The organism is Bacillus cereus group sp. RP29 (assembly GCF_040459765.1).
Classification (GTDB): Bacteria; Bacillota; Bacilli; order Bacillales; family Bacillaceae_G; genus Bacillus_A; species Bacillus_A paranthracis.
Genome location: NZ_JARVHN010000001.1, coordinates 529,442 through 551,063, shown reverse-complemented (window position 1 = coordinate 551,063; position 21,622 = coordinate 529,442). Strand labels below are relative to the sequence as shown.

Genomic DNA, 21,622 nt, shown 5'->3' with positions numbered 1-21,622 from the left:
GCGTACTTACCACTAGACTATCTTTGTTTTAAATATTGACCACGAAACACTTGCATCGTCTCATCTTGGTTTAACATCGTTAACTCTTCTTCTGAAAACTTACCATTTCCTATCTTAACTACATATACATTTACTTTTTTCTTACCCCATTGGCTATAAACATCTTTCACTGTATCATAGTACAAATCAAGACGGTTTCCTTTTATTGCACCGCCCTTATCAGCTACTACACCATACCCATAACCTGGTACGAATAAGATTGTTCCAATTGGGAATACGCGTAAGTCTGCTGCAATTGTGGAATATAAATCCCGTTTCGCCTTAACACCTGAATATGTAATACCATACTCCGGATGTCCCGGCCTCTTACCAGTTGACTCAATTCCCGACGTATAACCTGTTGCAGTCATTTCAATTGAACGATATTTAGACCAGTCGTTTGCCTGCTCTAAAGCATTTATCACTTCTTTACTCGGAGCAACATTTCTTTTAACTTCTGCTGCATGTACTTCTTTTGCACTCGTTCCCTCATATTTCTTTACAATCTCTAATAAAGAAACTCCTGTGAAAGCATTCCATGTTACGCATAATGCAATTGCAAGTAAACAAGTCATCATAATGCGAATACAATATCGTTTTAACATTTTTATATGCCACACTCCTTCATCGTTAATCATTCCCTATACGATGAAAGAATATGCAAAAAAATAATCTCCAATTGCATTGGAGATTAAAACATTTGATATCCGCTTTTCCGAAGTTTCTTAATAACGATTCCCGCTAAAGCAGCACCAATCAATCCAGTAGATAAAATAAACACATCTGCTTGTCCTAAATGCGATACACTTGTCCCAAATGAAGAGAATGTTTCTTTTGGCTTTGAAAAATAATCCCACATACTCGCCTTATTAATAATAAGCATACAAACAATCGGATATACAATAACCATTACCCATGTCGCTCGCAATATCATGTTGAGTAAAAATCCAATTCCAAAAAACAAAATGAAAAATAACATCATTGAAATAAGTAATACCGGTATACTCACTCTTTCTCCCTCTCCTTCGTATGTGCCGTAAATACGTGATAGGCTGTATAACCAAACTGCTCTCCTGGATTTAATGTTTTGTCCATTTCAAGATGTAATTCTGATTGTCTTTCTAACAAATATGTAATAAGTACAGACGTATTTGGATCGTCCGCAATCGTATCTGGATGTAGAAACGCTACTTCAGACAATTCCTTCTCCTGTACAATAATCTCTTCCCCTTCAGGCTCCAAAAGGAAAATAATCATATTATCACTAATCTCATTGCGAATTACGCCCGATCTAACACCAATGATCCCCTTTACATGAGCGACAATACCTGTCTCTTCTAACACTTCACGTTTCACAGCTTCATCAACGGTCTCACCTTCATTTACAAAACCAGCCGGTAAAGACCATTTCCCCTTTAACCCACTGTATTTCTTCTTAACGAATAACCACCTGCCATCTTTTGTAGCTACTAGGCCACTGACAGCTAACCATACTTTTCCTCGCTTCTCCATGATGTCATACCCTCCTCTATTAGAACGGACAGAATATTCTTTCTTTTTTTATATATTATACTATATTTTTTAAATGAAAAAAGCAGAAACAGCTCTTAGCCGTTTCTGCTTTTTCTACTATATATTAAAAGAACTTTAATTTACCTTTTTTAAGAACTAATAAAGGTCCACCTAATAAGAATAGGTAACGGTTATCGATCACTTTCTTCATGAAGGAAGCTTTCCAACCTGTTAACTTTTTGCCCATAACAACGCCCATTGCATCGTCATGACCTAAAGAACATACAGATCCTTTATTGTCGAATACGAATTTCTTCATTTCGCCTTTACCACGAACTAACACAGTTAAGTTGTGCGCAATGTTGTAACCTTGTTGAATTGCGATCTGTGCTGTTGGTGGGTATGGACGGTTAATCTCTTCGTTAATGATTAACGCTGCGTCACCAACCATGAATACATCTTCGTATCCTGGAGCGTGCATGTACTCATCAACTTTTACACGTCCGCGCATTGCTTCAAAGCCAGACTCTTCCACAATACCGTTACCACGAACACCTGCAGCCCAAACTACTGTTTCAGACTTAATTAATTCAGTATCATCACCGTTTGCAACGATAATACCTTCTTCAGTTGCTTCTTTAATTGCTGTACCGATGCGGAATTCTACACCTTTTTTCTCAAGTTGTTTCACAGCGTATTCTACTAATGCTGGATCGAAACCTGGAAGTGCTGTTGGAGCAGCTTCTACACAGATAATACGTGCTTTTTCACGTGGTACATTGTACTGTTTGCAAAGTTCCGGAACACGGTTTGCAAGCTCACCTACGTACTCGATACCAGTAAATCCAGCACCACCAACAACGATTGTTACTAACTCATCGCGCTTTTCATCTGCATATTTAGCGAAGCTAGCTTCCATATGCTCACGAATTTGACGAGTTGCATTAATGTTAGCGATTGAGAATGCATGCTCTTTTAATCCTGTAATTCCGAATGTTTCTGATTCGAAACCAAGACCGATTACTAAGTAGTCATATTCTAACTCGCCGTCTTTTAAGATAATGCGTTTTTCAGCTGCTTTAATTTCTACTACTGTATCTTGTACAAAGTTCACTTTATTTGTATCAATAACGTCTTGAATATCTAGACAGATTTTTTCATCTTGTAATGTACCAGCTGCGCTCTCGTGTAACCAAGTCGCTTGGTAGTGATAGCTGTTGTTGTTTACTAACGTAATTTCAGCTTCATTTACAGATAATGCTTTTTGCAGACGAACAGTCGTAATCATCCCGCCATAACCTGCACCTAAAACTACGATTTTTGGAGTCTTCACCAAATCACAACCCTTTTCTTTATATAATAGTAATGAAAAATAATACCAAGTACTAAAAACTCTATTTGTCAAGAATGTGGAATTTATCACATTCTATATCATAACAAAACGCAGTCAAAAAATCGTACGAATTTTGTCATAGAAATTTAACATAATACTTCCCTATATTAGTCGGTTTTATTCCAGAATTCAAGCGTCTGGAGAATTATCAATATTTTAAAATAACATAGCGTTTTCAAGGGTTTTTCAGCCTTTTTTTCATGTATTTTCCTTTCTGTATATTTTATACAATGTAAAAAACATCTATGCGAAAACTTACACACAATTCAGTCGTTTTCAGAAGTATTATGCACTCAAATATGCTATCATTTATTTGAAAGTATCATCATTTGCAGGATTTTCGTGTACATATGAACAATATATGAAATCAATATCAAAATTCCATCTATAGGGGGAATGAAAGTGGCAGAAAATCAAAAAGTTTACGACATAACAATTATTGGTGGTGGGCCAACAGGACTATTCACAGCATTTTATGGTGGTATGAGACAAGCAAGTGTAAAAATTATTGAAAGCTTACCTCAGCTTGGAGGACAATTATCCGCGCTCTATCCTGAAAAATACATTTATGATGTAGCCGGATTCCCGAAAGTGCGCGCACAAGAATTAGTTGATAACTTAAAAGAGCAAATGAAGAAATTTGATCCAACCGTTTGTTTAGAAGAAGCTGTTGATACGCTTGAGAAACAAGCTGACGGTATATTTAAACTTGTTACGAATAAGCAAACTCACTATTCTAAATCAGTTATTATTACTGCTGGCAATGGTGCTTTCCAACCACGCCGCTTAGAATTAGAAGGAACAGCAAAGTATGAAAAGAAAAACTTACATTATTTCGTTGATGATATGAATAAATTTGCTGGTAAGCGCGTCGTAGTATTTGGCGGCGGCGATTCAGCTGTTGACTGGACAATGATGTTAGAGCCGATCGCTGACAAAGTTACAATCGTTCATCGCCGTGATAAATTCCGCGCGCATGAACATAGCGTAGAAAGCTTAATGAACTCTCGTGCAGAAGTAAGCACACCATACGTTCCAGTAGAACTCATTGGTGATGACAAAATTGAACAAGTCGTTCTTCAGCATGTAAAAACGGAAGAAAAAATTATCATCGATGTTGATGATGTAATCGTAAACTACGGCTTCGTTTCTTCTCTTGGCCCAATTAAAAACTGGGGCTTAGATATACAAAAAAACAGCATTCTCGTGAATTCGAAAATGGAAACAAATATTCCTGGCATTTACGCTGCTGGTGACATTTGTACATATGAAGGAAAAGTAAAACTCATTGCTTGCGGCTTCGGTGAAGCACCAACAGCAGTAAACAATGCGAAAGCTTACTTCGATCCAAACGCAAAACTCCAACCGATGCACAGCTCTAGTATGTTTTAATATACAAAAATAAAGCTCCTTCCACGCATGGAAGGAGCTTTTCCTTTTATATCAGAAAACGAAAGCAAAATGAATCCGATACAAAATCGAACTCATTTTGCTTTTCATCTAAAAAGAATTATTGTTTTCTTCTTCTACCTAATACAAATAATACTCCGCCAACTAAGAATGAAATTCCCGCACCAACTGACATCATCCACGGAGACGCTGCCCCTGTTTTCGGTAATTCTCTCTCTACTTTTACTTGCGGCTCTTTAATTAATTTTTCCAATCTTACTTCCGGTTTCTCCAGCTTTACTTCTGGTTTCTTCGGATCTTCCGGTTTCACCTCTGGTTCTTTCGGATCTTCCGGTTTCACTTCTGGTTCTTTCGGATCCTCTGGTTTCACTTCTGGTTCTTTCGGATCTTCCGGTTTCACTTCTGGTTCTTTCGGATCTTCCGGCTTCACTTCTGGTTCTTTCGGATCCTCTGGTTTCACTTCTGGTTCTTTCGGATCTTCCGGCTTCACTTCTGGTTCTTTCGGATCCTCTGGTTTCACTTCTGGTTCTTTCGGATCTTCCGGTTTTACTTCTGGTTCTTTCGGATCCTCTGGTTTCACTTCTGGTTCTTTCGGATCTTCCGGTTTCACTTCTGGTTCTTTCGGATCTTCCGGTTTCACCTCTGGTTCTTTCGGATCTTCCGGTTTCACCTCTGGTTCTTTCGGATCTTCCGGTTTCACCTCTGGTTCTTTCGGATCTTCCGGTTTCACCTCTGGTTCTTTCGGATCTTCCGGTTTCACCTCTGGTTCTTTCGGATCTTCCGGTTTCACCTCTGGTTCTTTCGGATCTTCCGGTTTCACTTCTGGTTCTTCCGGTATCTTAAAATCTTCTTTTGTTTTCGGTAAAATTGTAATTGTAGGCTCAAGTGGCGGATTTATTCCATCATCCACTACCGCTCTATTTGTTATCCCTTTACTTGGTGCTTCTTTTACCTTCGCTTTAAAAACAATACTACGTTCTTTCATATCCACAATGTCTAGATATTTCACGATTACTTTTCCAAACTCCACTTTTAACTCTACTGGATTTGGCTCAGCACCTTCAAATCTAAGACTATCTTGCACGTATTCTAAACCAGCTGGAATTTCATCTTCTACCTTTACCTCGGCTACTTTACCGTTTTCTACCATATTTTTAAAGCTAATTCGGTATTCTACTTCTTCTCCTAGCTTCGGTTCTTTATTACTTACTGTCTTCGTTGCTTTTAACTGACCATCTTTATATTCTGGCTTTATTGTCGCTGTCGGTTCTATAACTAGATGGTTCGGATCATCCACATGAATAATCGCTTTATTTGTTATTTCCCCTCCAACTTTTACTGTTTCTTTTACCTTTACTTTAAAGATGATACTTCTTTCTTTCGTATCCATGATGTCTGGATACTTCGCTGTTACTTTTCCATTCTCTACTTTAAGCTCTGTTGGTACAGGCTTATCACCTATAGCCTCTAGACTATCTTTCACATATTCTAAACCGGCTGGAATTTCATCTTCAATTTTCACATCAACTAACTTCCCGCCATCTACTGTGCCGTTAAAAGTAATTCGATATTCAATTTCTTCTCCTAGCTTCGGTTCATGATTACTTACTTCTTTCCTTGCCTCTAGTTTCCCATCTTTATATTGCGGTGTGATTGGTATAAGTGACTCAACTGGCGGAGTCGTCGGATTATTATCATCAACAATCGCCTTGTTTACAATCTCTTTTCCTACTTGTACCGTCTCTTGTACTCTCACTTTAAAGATGATACTTCTTTTTTTCGTATCCGTAATTTCTGAATACTTTGCTGTTACTTTTCCATTCTCTACTTTAAGTTCCACCGGATGTGGTTCCGGCCCATCAGACTTTATACTATCTTGTACGTATTCTAAACCGGCTGGAATTTCATCTTCTACCTTTACCTCGGCTACTTTACCGTTTTCTACCGTATTTTCAAAGCTAATTCGATATTCTACTTCTTCTCCTAACTTCGGTTCATGATTACTTACTGTTTTTTCTGCTTGTAATGCACCATCTTTATATTGAGGCTGAATAGAGATATTCGGTTGCTCTGGTGGATTTATCGTATCTTCCACAATCGCCTTGTTCACAATCTCTTCGCCTACTTTAGCTTTTTCTTTCACTTTCACTTTAAAGACGATACTTCTTTCTTTCGTATCCGTAATTTCTGGATATTCCGCAAGGACGATTCCATTTTTCACTTTCACATACAACGGTTTCGGATTCTCTCCCTCGGCTCTTTCACTACCTTCTACAAACTCTAAGCCCGTTGGTAATTCATCCTTAATCTTCACCTTCGTTACTTTTCCATGCTCTACTACGTTACGGAAAGTAATTCGATACTCTACTTCTTCTCCTAATTTTGGAGCTGGATTATTTACTGTTTTCTCAGCTTTTAGTTTTCCATCTTTATACTCCGGCGTAATAATTGCTTCTGGTTTTTGCGGAGGATTCTTCGGATTATCATCATCCACAATTGCCGTATTCACAATTTTCTTACCGACTTTTGCTACTTCCGTTACTTTCACTTTAAAGATAATACTACGCTCAGCTGTATCAGTGATATTCTCATACTTCGCTGCAATTTTCCCAGCTTCTTCTTTTAACTCTACTGGATTTGGTTCATTACCTTCTGATTTTAAACTATCCTTCACATACTCTAAACCAGTTGGTAATTGATCCTCAATTTTCACCTCTGCTAGCTTTCCGTTTTCTACCGTATTTTTAAAACGAATTTGATACTCTACTTCTTCTCCTAGCTTTGGATCCTTTTTACTTACCTTTTTATCGGCTTTAACTTTACCGTCTTTATGTTGCGGTGTAATATCTACTTCTGGTCGCTCTGGTGGATTTTTTGTATCATCAACAATTGCTTTATTTACAATTGCTTTGTCCACTTCAACTGAATCTTTCACCTTCACTTTAAAGATAATACTTCTTTCTTTCGTGTCAGTAATATTTTCATACTTCGCGGTAACCTTACCAGCTTCTTCTTTCAACTCTACTGGCGCCGGCTCATCACCTTCTGCTTTTAGACTATCTTTCACATATTCTAAACCAGAAGGAATTTCATCTTCTATCTTCACCTCTGCCAGCTTTCCATCTTTCACCGTATTACTAAATGAAATGCGGTATTCGATTTCTTCTCCTAGCTTCGGTTTATCATTATTTACCTTTTTATGAGCAGCAATCTTACCTTCTTTATGTTGCGGTGTAATTTTTGCGGTTGGTTCAATTATAGGATGGTTCGGATCATCCACATGAATAATTGCTTTATTTGTAATAGCCTTTCCTATTGTAACTGATTCTTTCACCTTTACTTTAAAGACAATACTTCTTTCTTCCGTATCCATAATCTCTGCATACGTTGCAATTACCTTACCATTTTCTACCTTCAACTCCACAGGTTTTTGCTCTGCACCTTCTGCCTTTTCGCTTCCTTGTACAAACTCTAAGCCAGCTGGAATTTCATCTTCTATCTTCACCTCTGCTAGCTTTCCATCCTTCACCGTATTATTAAAAATAATTCGATATTCGATTTCCTCGCCTAGCTTCGGTTCGTAATTACTTACTTCTTTTCTTGCCTCAATTTTTCCGTCTTTATATTGCGGTGTAATCGGTACATAAGGCTCTTCTGGTACATTTTTTGTATCATCTACAATCGCCTCATTTACGATTTCTTCTCCCGCTTTTACGCTTTCTTTTACCTTCGCTTTAAAGACAATGCTTCTTTCCTCTGTATCTGTAATTGCTGGATACTTTGCTGTTACTTTTCCATTCTCAACTTTAAGTTCTACTGGTTTCGGTTTAGAACCTTCTGCCGTGATGCTGCCTTCTACATACTCTAAACCTTTTGGTAATGTATCCTTTATGTTTACCTCTGTTAGTTTCCCGTTTTCTACCGTGTTTTTAAAACGAATTCGGTATTCTACTTCTTCTCCTAGTTTTGGCTTATGATTATTCGCCACTTTCTCCGCCGCAATTTTACCATCTTTATATTGCGGCGTAATTTCCACATAAGGTTCTTTTGGCTCATTTTTTGTATCTACTACGATTGCCTTATTAACGATTTCCTTGCCTATTTCTGCTTCTTCTTTTACTTTCGCTTTAAAGACAATACTTCTTTCTTTTGTATCTGTAATTACTGGGTACTTTGCCATTACCTTGCCGTTTTCAAATTTCAGTTCTACCGGACTTGGTTTAGAACCTTCTGCTTGTAAACTGTTCTCCACATACTCTAGTCCAGCTGGAATTTCATCTTCTACTTTAACCTCTACTAGTTTTCCGTTTTCTACCGTATTTTTAAAGTTAATTCGGTATTCTACTTCTTCTCCTAATTTCGGCTTCTTATTATTTACAAATTTCTCAGCTTTCAGCTTACCGTCTTTATATTCTGGGGTAATCGTTACTTCTGAAGTCGTTGGATCTTTTGTGTCATCAACAACTACTTTATTGACAATTCCTTCTCCAACTTTGAAATCTTCTTTTACTTTCGCCTTAAAGACGATACTTCTTTCTTCTTTATCCGTAATCTCTGGATATTTGGCGATTACCTTTCCGTCTTTTACTTGCAGTTCTACCGGCCCTGGCTTAGATCCTTCTGCTTTCACACTATCTTTCACATACTCTAAGCCATTTGGTAAATTATCTTCTATTCTCACCTCTGCTAGTTTTCCGTTCTCTACCGTATTTTTAAAGCTAATTCGGTATTCTACTTCTTCCCCTAACTTCGGCGACGGATTATTTACTACTTTTTTCGCTTCAAGTTTTCCATCTTTATGCTGCGGTGTAATTTCTGCCGTCGGTGTTTCTGGCTCTTTTTTCGTATCATCAATAATTGCTTTATTGACGATTTTTCCACCAATTTTCACTTCATCTTTTACTTTCACTTTAAAGGTGATACTTCTCTCTTTTGTATCCGTAATCTCTGGATACTTCGCCATTATCTTACCGTTTTCAAATTTCAGTTCTACTGAATCTGTTCCGGCACCTTCTGCTTTCAAACTGTTTTCTACATACTCTAAACCTTCTGGTAAAGTATCTTCTATTTTTACCTCTGCTAGTTTTCCGTTTTCTACCGTATTTTTAAAGCTAATTCGGTATTCTACTTCTTCTCCTAACTTCGGTAATAGATTATTTACTACTTTTTTCGCTTCAAGTTTTCCGTCTTTATGCTGCGGAATAATTTCTGCTTTCGGTGTCTCTGGCGGATGTTTCGTATCGCTCACAATTGCTTCATTGACAATTGTATCGCTCACGTTACCTTTTACTTTCACTTTAAAAGTGATACTTCTCTCTTTTGTATCCGTAATCTCTGGATACTTCACCATTACCTTACCGTTTTCAAATTTCAATTCCACCGGATCCGGCTTAGAACCTTCCGCTTGTAAACTACCTTTCACGTACTCTAATCCATTTGGTAAATCATCTTCTATTATTACCTCCGCTAGCTTTCCATGCTCTACCGTATTCTTAAAGCTAATTCGGTATTCTACTACTTCTTCTAACTTCGGTGATCGATTATTTACAACCTTTTCCGCTTCAATTTTCCCATCTTTATACTGAGGAGTAATTTCTGCTTTTGGGTTAATTGGATCATGTTCCGTATCATCAACAATTGCCTGATTGACGATTTTCTCACCGACTTTTGCTTCTTCTTTTACTTTTACTTTTACTTTAAAAGTAATACTTCTTTCTTCTATATCCGTAATCTCTGGATACTTCGCCATTACCTTCCCATTTTCCATTTTCAACTCTACTGGATTTGGTCCGGCACCTTCTGCTTTCAAACTATTTTCTACATACTCTAAGCCCTCTGGTAAAGTATCTTCTATTTTCACCTCTGCTAGTTTTCCGTTCTTTACCGTATTTTTAAAGCTAATTCGGTATTCTACTTCTTCTCCTAACTTCGGTGTTTCATTATTTACGCTTTTCTTTGCTTTAATTTTTCCGTCCTTGTGTAATGGCGTAATTTTTGCTTCTGGCTTTTTCGAATCTTTCGTATCATCAACAATTGCCTGATTGACGATTTCCTTGCCTACTTCCGCTTCTTCTTTCACCTTTACTTTAAAGATGATACTTCTTTCTTTCGTATCTGTAATATTTTCGTATTCAGCAATAACTTTTCCATCTTTCACATGTAACTTTACTGGAGCTGGTTTATCGCCTTCCGCCTTTTCACTACCTTTTACATACTCTAAACCGTTAGGGATTGTATCCTCTATTTTTACCTTTTCTAGTTTTCCGTTTTCTACCGTATTCTTAAAGCTAATTCGGTATTCCACTTCTTCTCCTAGTTTTGGTGATGGATTATCTACTATCTTAGCCGCATCAATTATCCCTTCTTTATATTGCGGGGTAATTCTTTCTTCCGGCTCAATTGCCGGATGTTTCGTATCATCAACAATTGCTTTATTAACAATTTCTTTGCCTACTTCTGCTTCTTCCTTCACTTTTACTTTAAAGACAATACTTCTTTCTTTCGTATCCGTAATATCGATATACTTAACTTTAACTACCCCAGCTTCAACTGTTAATTCTACTGGACCCGGTGCTTCCCCTTCAGCCTTAATGCTATTTTCTACATATTCAAGACCTTTTGGGATCGTATCTTCTACTCGCACCTCTGCTAGTTTTCCATTCTCTACCGTATTATGAAAACTAATTCGATATTCGATTTCTTCTCCTAGCTTTGGCTTTTCATTATTAACTACCTTTGTAGCAGCAATTTCACCTTTTTTACTTTGCGGTGTAATAACAACTTTTGCATCCACAGGATCATGTGTCGAATCTTTTGCAATTGCTTTATTTACAATTGCCTCCCCTACTTTTGCCGAATCTTTTACTTTTACTTTAAAAACAATACTTCTTTTTTCTGTATCCTTAATTTCTGGATACTTTGCAATTACTTTGCCATTTTCCATTTTTAGTTCTACTGGCTCTGGTTTGATGCCTTCAGCGTTCAAACTATCTTTCACGTATTCAACACCTGCAGGCAATGTATCTTCTACCAATACCTTTTCTAGCTTTCCGTTTTCTACCGTATTATGAAATGTAATGCGGTACTCCACTTCTTCTCCTAGTTTTGGTGTTTGATTCGTTACACTTTTATCTACATCTACTTTACCGTCTTTATAATCTGGCGTAACCTTTTCTTCTGGATGCTCAGACTGACCATTCGGATCGCTCACAACTGCTTTATTAACAATTGTTTCTCCTGCTTTTGCTTCTTCTTTTACTTTCACTTTAAAAATGATGCTTCGCTCTTTTGTATCCGTAATTTCTGGATATTTTGCGATTACCTTACCATTTTCTACTTTTAACTCTACTGGACTTGGTCCAGCACCTTCAGCTCTCTCACTGCCTTGAACAAATTCCAAGTTAGCTGGAATTTCATCTTCTATTGTAACGGCCTCTAGTTTTCCGTTTTCCACCGTATTGTTGAAGCTAATTTGATATTCAAATTCTTCTCCTAGCTTCGGATGCTTATTTGTTGCTTTTTTCTTTGCATTAATCTTGCCAGCCTTATGCTGCGGTGTAATCTTTTCTTCTATATTCTTTGGTGGATTTGTTTTATCACTAACAACTGCTTTATTAACAATTTCTTCACCAATTTTTGCAGTTTCTTTTACTTTTGTTTTAAAAACAATACTTCTTTCTTCCATATCCGTAATTGCTGGATACTTTGCAATGATTTTTCCATTTTCAAATTTCAGTTCTACTGGCTCTGGCTGTACACCTTCAGCTTTCAAACTGTCTTTCACAAACTCAAGCCTACTCGGTAATTGGTCTTCAATCGTCAATACATCTAGACGTCCATCTTTGACTTTATTTTTAAATGTAATACGATACTCTACCTCATCACCTAACTTCGGTGATTTATTAGAAGCTATTTTTCTCGCTTCTATTTCTCCAGGAACCTCTTTTGGAATCGTAACCGTAACATTTGCATCGTCTTCACTCTCATACTTTATCTCGGCACTATCTTGTCCCTTTACAGCAACGACGTTTTTTACTGTTGTATTTAATTTTATAGATTCTTTCACTTTCACCTTAAATGTAAGAACGGCACTTTCCCCAGGCTTTAAAACACCACCGTCTTTAGCATCTGCTCCTTCACCAATACGGAAATCAATTTGATTATTTACAAACTCTGCTTCATCATCGCTTATATCATCTGTTTTTTGTCCTGTATTGCTACCAGTAACATATTGAATTGATCCCGGGACATACTCTAATCGATCATCTAATTTATCAAATCCTTTTACATTAGATACCGGCGCTTGATTGTTCTTCGTATCATTTTTCACTTCAATTTGGTACGTAATCTCTTCGCCAGCTTTAACTTCCTTAATTTCTTTTCCGGCACTATCTAATGCCTTTTTATCTACTTGTAAATTTGGCGCATTATGTTCTGTAACGAATGTAGCATTGTTTAATACGTAAATATCACCATAGCCACTATTTGCCCTAAAACGCATTTTTGCTTCTTTTAAATCATTTTTTACTTGATTCGGTCCTTCAAGATGATACGTATGAATATCAGTACTGAATGAATTTGTCCAATCCGGGTTATATCCTGGATATTTTTTTGTAACAAATTCATTCGTGCCGTCTACTTGCACTTCTGTCATAGAAGAATCATTTGCATCATTATCTTTACCATTAATGTTTTTTATTTTTATATATCCAGCGCCAAAATCGTATTCTCCATAATCATATGCATATCCATCTTTCTCAGCTGGATCACCTTGTGAAGAAAAATAACTAAATTTCGCCTTAAAAGCACCTTCTTTTGGCGTGTTTATTTTATTAATACTAATATCTGTCCAAGCTGCGCTTTTTTGAGAAACTAACCCTTCCCAAATCTTCATATCTTTTACGGTTTCTTTATAGTTTTCGTACACTAATATAAGATTCCAATTGCCCCAGTAATAGCCGCCACCTGTTACATCTTTAATTTGTGGTACATTCGCAACTGTCAACGTTTGAGAAATTCCTTGTTGTGCAATTACATTTGTTACATCCGCATATGCAACATAACCAGCACCAGCACCTGAGTAATTAGAAATAAAAGGTAAGCTATCCGCTTTTCGTATGCTATCAGCACTTACCTCTGCATATTCTTTATTACCCATTCTCATTTTGACTGGTTGCCTTACTTGATCCTCGGTAACTTTTCTATCAGCAATATTTCCCGGTAACCCCATTGCTGCTGTCCAAAATAGATAGGCCTTTTTCACTTTACTTCCAGCGGGAATATTAGGAAAAGCTCCTGTTGACGAATTAAAAGTACTATCATCGTTATCAACGTCCACAGTCATTTTATTCGTCTTATACCCCATACTTTGTCTGCCATAATGATCAGTTGTCAAACCAAGTGTTACATTACCAGTCTGTACTAAATTACCAGCAGCAATTGTAGAATACAGCGGATCTCCAAACCCTTGCTTATCTCCTACTTGGATTTGAACCTTCGAAGCATTCTCTGACGCAGCTTGTACTTCTGCATTACTCTGCTTTGCTGCCTCTTTTTCTGGCTGTTTCTCAGCTTCAGTTACTGGTTGTTTTGGCAGTTCTGTTTTTAATGTAGATTTATTTTTATCTTCTGCAGATACTTTTAGCTTTTCATCAACTTTTTTAGTTGTACTATCAGCTGATGGACCTACTTCTTTCTTACTACTGTCAGGCTCATCATCAGCATTAGCTTCTACTTTTTCTTCAGAGGGAATCCCTTCAACATCAACGGACATGCTCCCTATTTGTACTTGATCTTTTTGCACACTAATCTTTTGTTTGTACTCTTTATTAAAATGCTGCGTGCGACTACCTTTTATTAACACCGTCATTTTTTCATGTGATTTTAAATCTCGAATTTTAAGATTAGAAGAAAGAAGCTTTCCTCCCTTATCTTTTTCTTCTACATAGAAATCAGCCACTTTATTTTCAGGTAACTTCTCTCCGTTTACTTTCACAGATTGCGAGAGGAACGTAATTTCATTTTCATTACTTTGTTTAAGCACCAATTCTTGAATTGGTGTATCTCCCGTATTTTCAATCGTATATTGAAATACGTGCTCCCTCTCAGCTACTTCTCCCCTATATATTTCAGCATTTACTTGCTCTGCCTTAATTCTTACATCATTTCCTTGTAACTCATCCCAGCTCTTCTTATGCATCTCTGCAAAAGCACTAGGTGAAGGCAAGGTGATGGATAGGAGAAGTGCGATTATTGTTACGACATTAAAACACTTCAACGATTTCTTCATATCTTGTACCTTTCTCCTTCCTATATATTTGCTATCCGTCTACTTATAGACGAAAACATAACAATATATATCCACTCGCAACAATCCGTCCTATGAAAATCTATCGTTGAAATCGTTATTTCAACAATATAAATCTCATAGAATATTACTATTTTAATTTATCAAAAATAGTATATATATCGGATACTCATATAAACCTCTACCACTTTTTACTTATAGTAAAAAGCCCCTATGATATAGGTTTATATAACAGTTTAAGGATACATAAAAATCTTAACATACTCCATAATCTATTTATACATACAATGATAAATTTACCATTTTTTACTTATTCCAGTTTGTTATGTATCATTGAAATTTTTTAAAAATAGTAACCGTTATATGTAAAAATATGTTATATTAAACAAGAACGAATGTTCTATATAATAAGGGGGATATTTTAAAATGAAAGAACCTATCATCGTAAAAAAAGAAGCTTTCCAAGCAATCGGCATTTCGATTACGACGACCAACGAAAAAGAGGCATCTACTGAAGGGAAAATTCCCGGGCTTTGGAACCAATACTTTCAAGAACAAATGATGCAGCACATTCCAAATCAACAAACGAAAGAAACATTCGCTTTCTATTCAAACTACGAATCAGACGAAACGGGTACATATCAATTCACAATCGGTATGCCCGTTTCTTCATTAGAAGACGTTCCTGAAAATATGACAACTTTAACAATACCTGCCGCTACGTATGCGGTATTTACAACGAGAAAGGGACCGGTTGCTGAAGTCGTTTGCGAGGCTTGGGAATATATTTGGAAATGGTCAAAGGAAAACAAACGTGCTTTTACAACAGACTTTGAGCTTTATGATGAAAGAGCGTTAGATCCAACTAACGTACAATTAGATATTTATATTGCATTAGCCTAAACGACAAAAAAGAAGATACCAAATGGTATCTTCTTTTTTGTCGTTAAATAGCCACTGTGCAAATCCAACATAATTGTCTACAATGAGAAAGTGCAGTATAGAAATATTAGAAACTGTATAAAGTGAAACTATACTCAGTGGTGGGGGGTATTCATCCCCCACCACTGAGTATTAGCCCTCACCAATCGGACGTTTACGGGCAGTTAGTCTCCCACCTAACTTCTTTGCTCGAGCCAAATTTTGAGGTAGGAGTTTTACTGCCCGTTAACGCGGGATAAAGTGATTGTTAACAAGTTTTTTAGTTTAAATTTGTCGCATAGAAAGGAAGCAATATGGAGGAACTACAACAAAATAAATCTGCTTTAGAAGGAAGCGGAAAACCGTTATTAAAAAATACGAATTTCCTTTTTCTTTGGGCAGCTACTCTTTTTTCAAGTTTCGCTTTAGCCTTTTTTACTTTTTCACAAACGTGGTACATAGCAAAAACATTAAACCTTGAGGCATCACTCGGTGTGGTTTTCGTAGCTCTTAGTGTTCCAAGGCTTATTTTTATGATTATCGGCGGCGCTGTAGCTGATAAATTCCCGAAAAAAAACATTATGTTTTATTCTAATATTGTTCGTGCTATTCTCGTCGCAACTATCCTTACATGGTTTATCGTAGGTGATGTAACACTATATACATTTGCTTTATTCGCTTTATTCTTTGGACTTGCTGATGCTTTTTTCTGGTCGGCTGATGGATCTATCTTGCCTGAACTTGTCGAAAAAAGCCGTTTAACACAAGCAAACTCACTTACACAAATGACGAACCAAGCATCGGTCATCTTAGGCCCTGTACTTGGCGGCATTCTTATTAAATTTACGAACTATGAAACGATTTTCTCGATTACAATTTTATTACTCATTGTCGCAGCCATACTCGTTCAAAAAATACAATTTACGATGCCAGAGCAGCAAAATACAGACAAAAGCATGTTCACTTCTATTAAAGAAGGAATTTTATATGTAAAGGAATCTCCATTCCTTTCAACTTTCCTTATTTGTAGCGCCTTTCTAAACTTATTTTTAATCGGTCCGATGCAAGTCGGTTTCCCGCTTTTCATTAAAAATGTTCTACACGGTGACTCGCTTCAATTCAGTTACTTAGAAGCATCTGTAGGAGGCGGAATGGCAATAGGCGCAGTCATTGTCGGTTTAAAAAATATTAATCGTAGACGCGGTCTATTTTGCATTATCATGATGCTACTGTCTGGTGTTTTCTTCTTATCCATCAACTTTAGCACCGTACTTTGGCAAGCATTATTAGCTGGTATGTTTTACGGTATTACAATCGCAATGGCTATCGTTCCGCTTATGGCGATGATTCAATCGACAGTAAAAGAAGAAATGATGGGACGCGTAATGAGTTTACTTATGCTATCATCAATGGGCTTTATCCCGCTCTCTTATGCATTCACATCAATCGCGCTTGCAATAGGAATTCCAATCGTAACCGTTATGAAAAGTGGTGCAATCGCCGTTATCGTCTTCGTACTATTTGTAGCGATTCGTGTTCCAGTTGTAAGAAAGTTTGATTAACTACTTGGAGTCATGCATTTACGCATGGCTCCTTTTTAAACGGATCAAATAACGGTATCCCTTTACTTCTTCTCACAGCTGCTCCCCATTCTAATCCAACCTCTAAAAATAAATCTCGCACTGTACTATATAAAAGAGCCTTAACATTTTTACGGATTTCTCCGTATTTATACGCTCTCACAACACTTTTTACGCGCCAAATGAAATTTCCATACACTTCTTCATCAGCTAATATTTGCTCCAGTAAAACACCTTGCTCTAATAATCCGCTCTTTTTATAAGCAAGCTCCACCTTACTCCAAAATATATTAATCTTCTTCGGATTACTCGTCATCGGCAGAAGTGCATATATAAAAGGCTTCGGTATATCATGACGGCAATACGTCTCATCAAGCTCGTACGTTCCTTTTCTATTCTCTTTTATTTGTGGAATGTTTTTAGAAAGAATTGTTTCCCCCTCATATTTTTGCCCCATTCCACTACAGCCAGCTGCATCATTCTCACTTTCACATGCGGACAATTTCATACGGTCATCCATGCGGTCAATTGCAGATATAAGAAATACATATAAGTTCGCACTATACCCGCCGCGTTTATGTCTTTCTTTCGTTGCAACACGCTTTATAATTCCTAATTCCTCTAACTTTGCAATGGAGCGGCGTACTGTACGAATACTTTTTTCAACATTTGTCGCAATCGTCTCCATTAATGGACAAGCAACCCCCACTGTTTTCTGTTTCTCATTCACTGCATACTTTCCTAAAAAATGAATAATGGTAGCATCTGTTTTATTCAATTGAAATCGGTAGCATTTCAAAACTTGTTTTTGATATGTATTAAACTCTTCTTTACTTCGAAATTCACTATATGGTTTCATTAAGTTATATAAGCTTCCCATTTTTATCACCTCATTTATAAGTAAGAGGCAGGAAGGGGATTTGGCGTGCTATTTAATATTTTTTTAGTGGAGATGAAAATATGATCGTAATTAGCGCTTGTTTAGGTGGTATCGCTTGTCGGTATGATGGAAATGACAATCTCGTTTCAAAAATAGGGGATTTGCTGCAACAAGAAGAGACACTCCTCATTTGCCCCGAAGTATTAGGAGGATTGCCAACGCCTCGTCCCTCAGCTGAAATTATTGGCGGGAATGGCGATGACGTTTTGGATGGAAAAGCGAAAGTGATGACAAAAGACGGTGAAGATGTCACGGAAGCTTTTGTAAATGGTGCTTATAAAGCATTAGAACAAATGAAAGATTTGCGCCCAGAATATATTATTTTAAAAGAACGCAGTCCTTCTTGTGGTAGTTCCACAATTTATACAGGAGAATTTAACGGGAATAAACAAACTGGTTATGGAGTAACAACTGCTTTATTCAAAAGACATGGATTTACAGTCATTTCAGAAGATGATTTTGAAAATATAAAAAGGAATTGACCCTGTTCGTCAATTCCTTTTTTCTTTCTTATTTTGTACCTAATTTTTCTTTCACTTTCGCTGGAAGTTCATCTTTTTTCACTTCTTCCCAAGCTGTTACACCTTTTTTATCTGAGTGATATACACGTAGGAATGCATCTTTACGGAGATTTTTATGAGCTGTGAATTCTATTTCTTTTTCTTTTCCGTCTTTATCGAATCCTTTTAATTTATACTCAAAATATTTGTATGGCTCTCCGCTATCAGACTTCTCATTTTTTTCAATTCCATCAGCTGTGATTTGAACATAGTACTGATCTTTCCCCATACGGTTAATATCACAACCAACTAAAAGGCTTGCGAATACAACTAAAATACTAAACAGTGCAATATATCTTTTCATTTCCTTCACCTCATATGTTTTTTCTTATATTGTTATCTTAAAGCCCAAAGCTTAAAGAAGAAATTCAAAAACATGACATGAACATTACACTTTTGTAAGATAATAATTATTGCTTCACTTTAGAAACCGTCATGCCGTCACCAATTGGCATGAGTACAGATTCTAAATATAGATGAGTTGCTACTACTTCATTATAAAAAGCCTTAAGGGAAATGAATGAATCATCTCCCTTAAGGCTTTTTATCCTCTATCTCTTTACTGCCAATTTTTTATGTACCTATTACCGCCAATAACGTCTTTCACGCCACTTTCGCCACTTATCACGTAATTTCCTTATACCGTTTATTACACCTTCTATTATGCATTCTATTATAATATCTATCACAAGGTATCTTATACATCTAAAAATAGGACCTATAACGTACTTCAATATAAATTCAAAAATATTTTCCAGCATATATCCCCTCTTTCTACCCTTCAATTATAACTGGAAAAAAGAGAACTTTAAAAGAAGCTCAAATAAATAATCATGCAAGATTTGACCAACTTAAAGCTACTTCAGCAGCTATTTTTTGTATCAACTAGCAATTTCGTTTTCAATATGTGAAAAGGGATTTCTAAATGATGAAGTGAATATATATTTATTGTTTTCTAGCTCTCAGGTGATTTTTTCCATAAATTTAATTATATCCCAATTAAAGGTTTTGAGAGGAGAAATAATATGAATCCTATTTTATTAGATGTTCCGTTACAAATAGAAACAGATAGACTCATTCTTCGAGCACCACTGCAAGCTGGTGAAGGGAATGTAGTACACGAAGCTATTAAAGATTCCATTCGTGAATTAAAGCAATGGTTGTCTTTATTCCAGTCCATTCCTACTGTTGAAGAAACGGAAATTCTTCTGAGAAATGCCCATATAAATTTTTTGAACAGAGAAAGCTTTCGCTACCTTATCTACCATAAGGAGACGAATAATTTTATTGGAACAGCTAGCCTTCACCGAATTGATTGGAATGTTTCTAAATGTGAAATTGGATACTGGGTTAACACGCAATTTAGTGGCAGTGGATACATAACAGAAACAGTACGTGCGTTAACAAACCTTGGATTTCAGTTATTTAAATTTAGAAGGATTGAAATACGATGTGAATCTAATAACACGAAAAGTCGTGCGATCCCTGAAAAATTAGGTTTTGAGCTTGAAGGGGTATTACGTAATGAAGATGTTTCAGCTGCCGGCAAACAACTAACTGATACTTGTATCTATGCAAAGATACAGTAAAACTTTAATAAGCTCTTATCAATTGGACTTTTACACCAAAAGAAAAGACCTCCTTAGCGATTTTATTTCATCGCTAAAAAGGTCTTTTTCTATTTCACCTAAAAACTTAGCACTCTTCTGGCTTACCAGCATTCGTCGCTGTACGGAAAGATGATCCACATCCGCATGATGCGATTGCGTTTGGATTATCAATTGTGAATCCGCCGCCAAGCATAGATTGTTTATAATCAATTTTTACTCCTTTAACAATCGGAGCACTTTCTTTATCGATAACAAATTCGACACCGAAAAACTCAAGAACTGTGTCGTCTTCTTTTGGTTCTACTTCAAATCCTAAGCCGTAAGAAAGACCACTACATCCGCCGCCGTGTACAGCAAGGCGCACGTACTTCTCTCCATCTTCAGCATCTTTTAACATATCTTTAATTTGAAAAGCTGCTTGTTCTGTTACTTCAATCATGAAATACACCATCCTTTCTGTTCTCGTTCTATTATACATCTTTACGCTTCTATCTTGTACTCATACACTCCGTGGCAAATTACTTCTGCTGGTCCTTTCATTAAAACGTTGCCTTCTTCTGTCCATGCAATCATTAAATCGCCACCAGCTAAATGAACTGTAATTTCCTTACCACGTTCCATTTTTCCATTTAAAATAGAGGCTACAACTGCAGCGCACGCCCCTGTTCCGCAAGCTTGTGTTACACCAGATCCACGTTCCCAAACGCGGAAGTTCATCTCTTCCTCATTCAAAATCTCAATGAATTCAACATTTACTCGTTCTGGGAACATTTCATGTGTCTCAAGAACTGGTCCAAGTGTTGTAAGAGGTGCTTGTTCTACATCATCCACAAAAATAACTGCATGCGGATTTCCCATTGAAACAGCTGTAAATGCATAACGATGGTTATTGTATAAGAAGTTTTCACGAATAAATGGTGTTTCACCTTCGCCAAGCATCGGTATTTCTGCACGCGTTAAACGCGGTGCTCCCATATCAATTTTCGCTAACGTAACTTTCCCTTCTTCTACCGTTACTTCAGCCGTTACAATGCCAGCTAACGTTTCAATTGTGAAAACTGTATCTTCTACTAGTTTATGCTCATACGCATATTTCGCTACGCAGCGTAGACCGTTACCACAGCTCTTTCCTTCTGATCCATCATTATTAAACATGCGCATTTTCACCGGCGCTACGTCAGACGGACAAATTAAAATCATTCCATCTGCTCCAATACCAGTATTAATATTTGAAACCTTTTCCGCCACAAGAGCTAAATCTTCTTCAGGAATTTGTTCTTCAAACATATTTACATATATATAACTATTGCCAAGACCATGCATTTTTGTAAAAGAAAATTGGCTCATTTGT

14 protein-coding genes and 1 pseudogene are annotated in these 21,622 nt (G+C 36.8%); 5 read left to right on the top strand and 10 right to left on the bottom strand.

Features of this window, described 5'->3' with window-relative positions; all coding sequences use genetic code 11:
- Positions 1-17: 17 nt before the first annotated feature.
- The 4 genes from QCI47_RS02735 to QCI47_RS02720 form a co-directional block, all read right to left on the bottom strand.
- Positions 18-644 carry a 3D domain-containing protein gene (locus QCI47_RS02735; RefSeq protein ID WP_000920101.1) on the bottom strand — a complete coding sequence of 209 codons (627 nt, stop codon included), beginning with the start codon at positions 642-644 and terminating at the stop codon, positions 18-20.
- 86 nt (positions 645-730) lie between these two features.
- Positions 731-1,048 (bottom strand): YuiB family protein, encoded by a 318-nt coding sequence (locus QCI47_RS02730; RefSeq protein WP_000027014.1) that lies wholly within the window; start codon positions 1,046-1,048, stop codon positions 731-733.
- Complete coding sequence (locus tag QCI47_RS02725) at positions 1,045-1,551, bottom strand: NUDIX hydrolase (RefSeq protein ID WP_000415311.1); 507 nt, start codon at positions 1,549-1,551, stop codon at positions 1,045-1,047. The genes QCI47_RS02730 and QCI47_RS02725 overlap by 4 nt, the downstream gene beginning before the upstream one ends.
- Positions 1,552-1,675: 124 nt before the next feature.
- Positions 1,676-2,884 carry an NAD(P)/FAD-dependent oxidoreductase gene (locus tag QCI47_RS02720; RefSeq protein WP_000856615.1) on the bottom strand — a complete coding sequence of 403 codons (1,209 nt, stop codon included), beginning with the start codon at positions 2,882-2,884 and terminating at the stop codon, positions 1,676-1,678.
- 462 nt (positions 2,885-3,346) lie between these two features.
- Between QCI47_RS02720 and QCI47_RS02715 the strand changes: the two genes are divergently transcribed.
- The gene (locus QCI47_RS02715) at positions 3,347-4,336 is read left to right on the top strand and encodes an NAD(P)/FAD-dependent oxidoreductase (protein ID WP_000829779.1); all 990 of its coding nucleotides are present in this window, start codon (positions 3,347-3,349) and stop codon (positions 4,334-4,336) included.
- A gap of 118 nt (positions 4,337-4,454) precedes the next feature.
- Here QCI47_RS02715 and QCI47_RS02710 read toward each other — a convergent pair whose 3' ends face one another.
- Positions 4,455-14,642, bottom strand: coding sequence for an isopeptide-forming domain-containing fimbrial protein (locus QCI47_RS02710; RefSeq protein ID WP_353811688.1), 10,188 nt, complete (start codon positions 14,640-14,642; stop codon positions 4,455-4,457).
- Positions 14,643-15,086: 444 nt separating this feature from the next.
- On the opposite strand from QCI47_RS02710, the gene QCI47_RS02705 reads away from it, so the two are divergent.
- Both QCI47_RS02705 and QCI47_RS02700 read left to right on the top strand, forming a co-directional pair.
- Positions 15,087-15,563, top strand: a complete 477-nt coding sequence (locus QCI47_RS02705) for a GyrI-like domain-containing protein (protein WP_309422195.1) — start codon at positions 15,087-15,089, stop codon at positions 15,561-15,563.
- Between the two features lie 332 nt (positions 15,564-15,895).
- Entirely contained in the window at positions 15,896-17,143 is a 1,248-nt protein-coding gene (locus tag QCI47_RS02700) for an MFS transporter (RefSeq protein WP_000391922.1), read from the top strand.
- A gap of 10 nt (positions 17,144-17,153) precedes the next feature.
- On the opposite strand, the gene QCI47_RS02695 is transcribed toward QCI47_RS02700, so the two are convergent.
- Positions 17,154-18,041, bottom strand: a complete 888-nt coding sequence (locus tag QCI47_RS02695) for a helix-turn-helix domain-containing protein (protein WP_000535248.1) — start codon at positions 18,039-18,041, stop codon at positions 17,154-17,156.
- Positions 18,042-18,121: 80 nt separating this feature from the next.
- Here QCI47_RS02695 and QCI47_RS02690 point away from each other — a divergent pair, with 80 nt between their 5' ends.
- The gene (locus tag QCI47_RS02690) at positions 18,122-18,583 is read left to right on the top strand and encodes a 2-thiouracil desulfurase family protein (RefSeq protein WP_000635515.1); all 462 of its coding nucleotides are present in this window, start codon (positions 18,122-18,124) and stop codon (positions 18,581-18,583) included.
- Between the two features lie 28 nt (positions 18,584-18,611).
- Here the strand turns inward: QCI47_RS02690 and QCI47_RS02685 are convergent, their stop codons facing one another.
- Both QCI47_RS02685 and QCI47_RS02680 read right to left on the bottom strand, forming a co-directional pair.
- A complete protein-coding gene (locus tag QCI47_RS02685; RefSeq protein ID WP_000833136.1) occupies positions 18,612-18,965 on the bottom strand; it encodes a YxeA family protein in 354 nt (117 codons plus the stop codon).
- A 106-nt stretch (positions 18,966-19,071) separates the two neighbouring features.
- Positions 19,072-19,161 (bottom strand): annotated as a pseudogene (locus tag QCI47_RS02680) (methyltransferase); the annotation flags it as partial.
- A 525-nt stretch (positions 19,162-19,686) separates the two neighbouring features.
- On the opposite strand from QCI47_RS02680, the gene QCI47_RS02675 reads away from it, so the two are divergent.
- A complete protein-coding gene (locus QCI47_RS02675; protein ID WP_309422193.1) occupies positions 19,687-20,250 on the top strand; it encodes a GNAT family N-acetyltransferase in 564 nt (187 codons plus the stop codon).
- A gap of 106 nt (positions 20,251-20,356) precedes the next feature.
- On the opposite strand, the gene QCI47_RS02670 is transcribed toward QCI47_RS02675, so the two are convergent.
- The gene (locus tag QCI47_RS02670; RefSeq protein WP_000573822.1) at positions 20,357-20,710 is read right to left on the bottom strand and encodes a HesB/IscA family protein; all 354 of its coding nucleotides are present in this window, start codon (positions 20,708-20,710) and stop codon (positions 20,357-20,359) included.
- 41 nt (positions 20,711-20,751) lie between these two features.
- Entirely contained in the window at positions 20,752-21,618 is an 867-nt protein-coding gene (dapF, locus tag QCI47_RS02665; RefSeq protein WP_000077385.1) for a diaminopimelate epimerase, read from the bottom strand.
- Between the last annotated feature and the right edge of the window lie 4 nt (positions 21,619-21,622).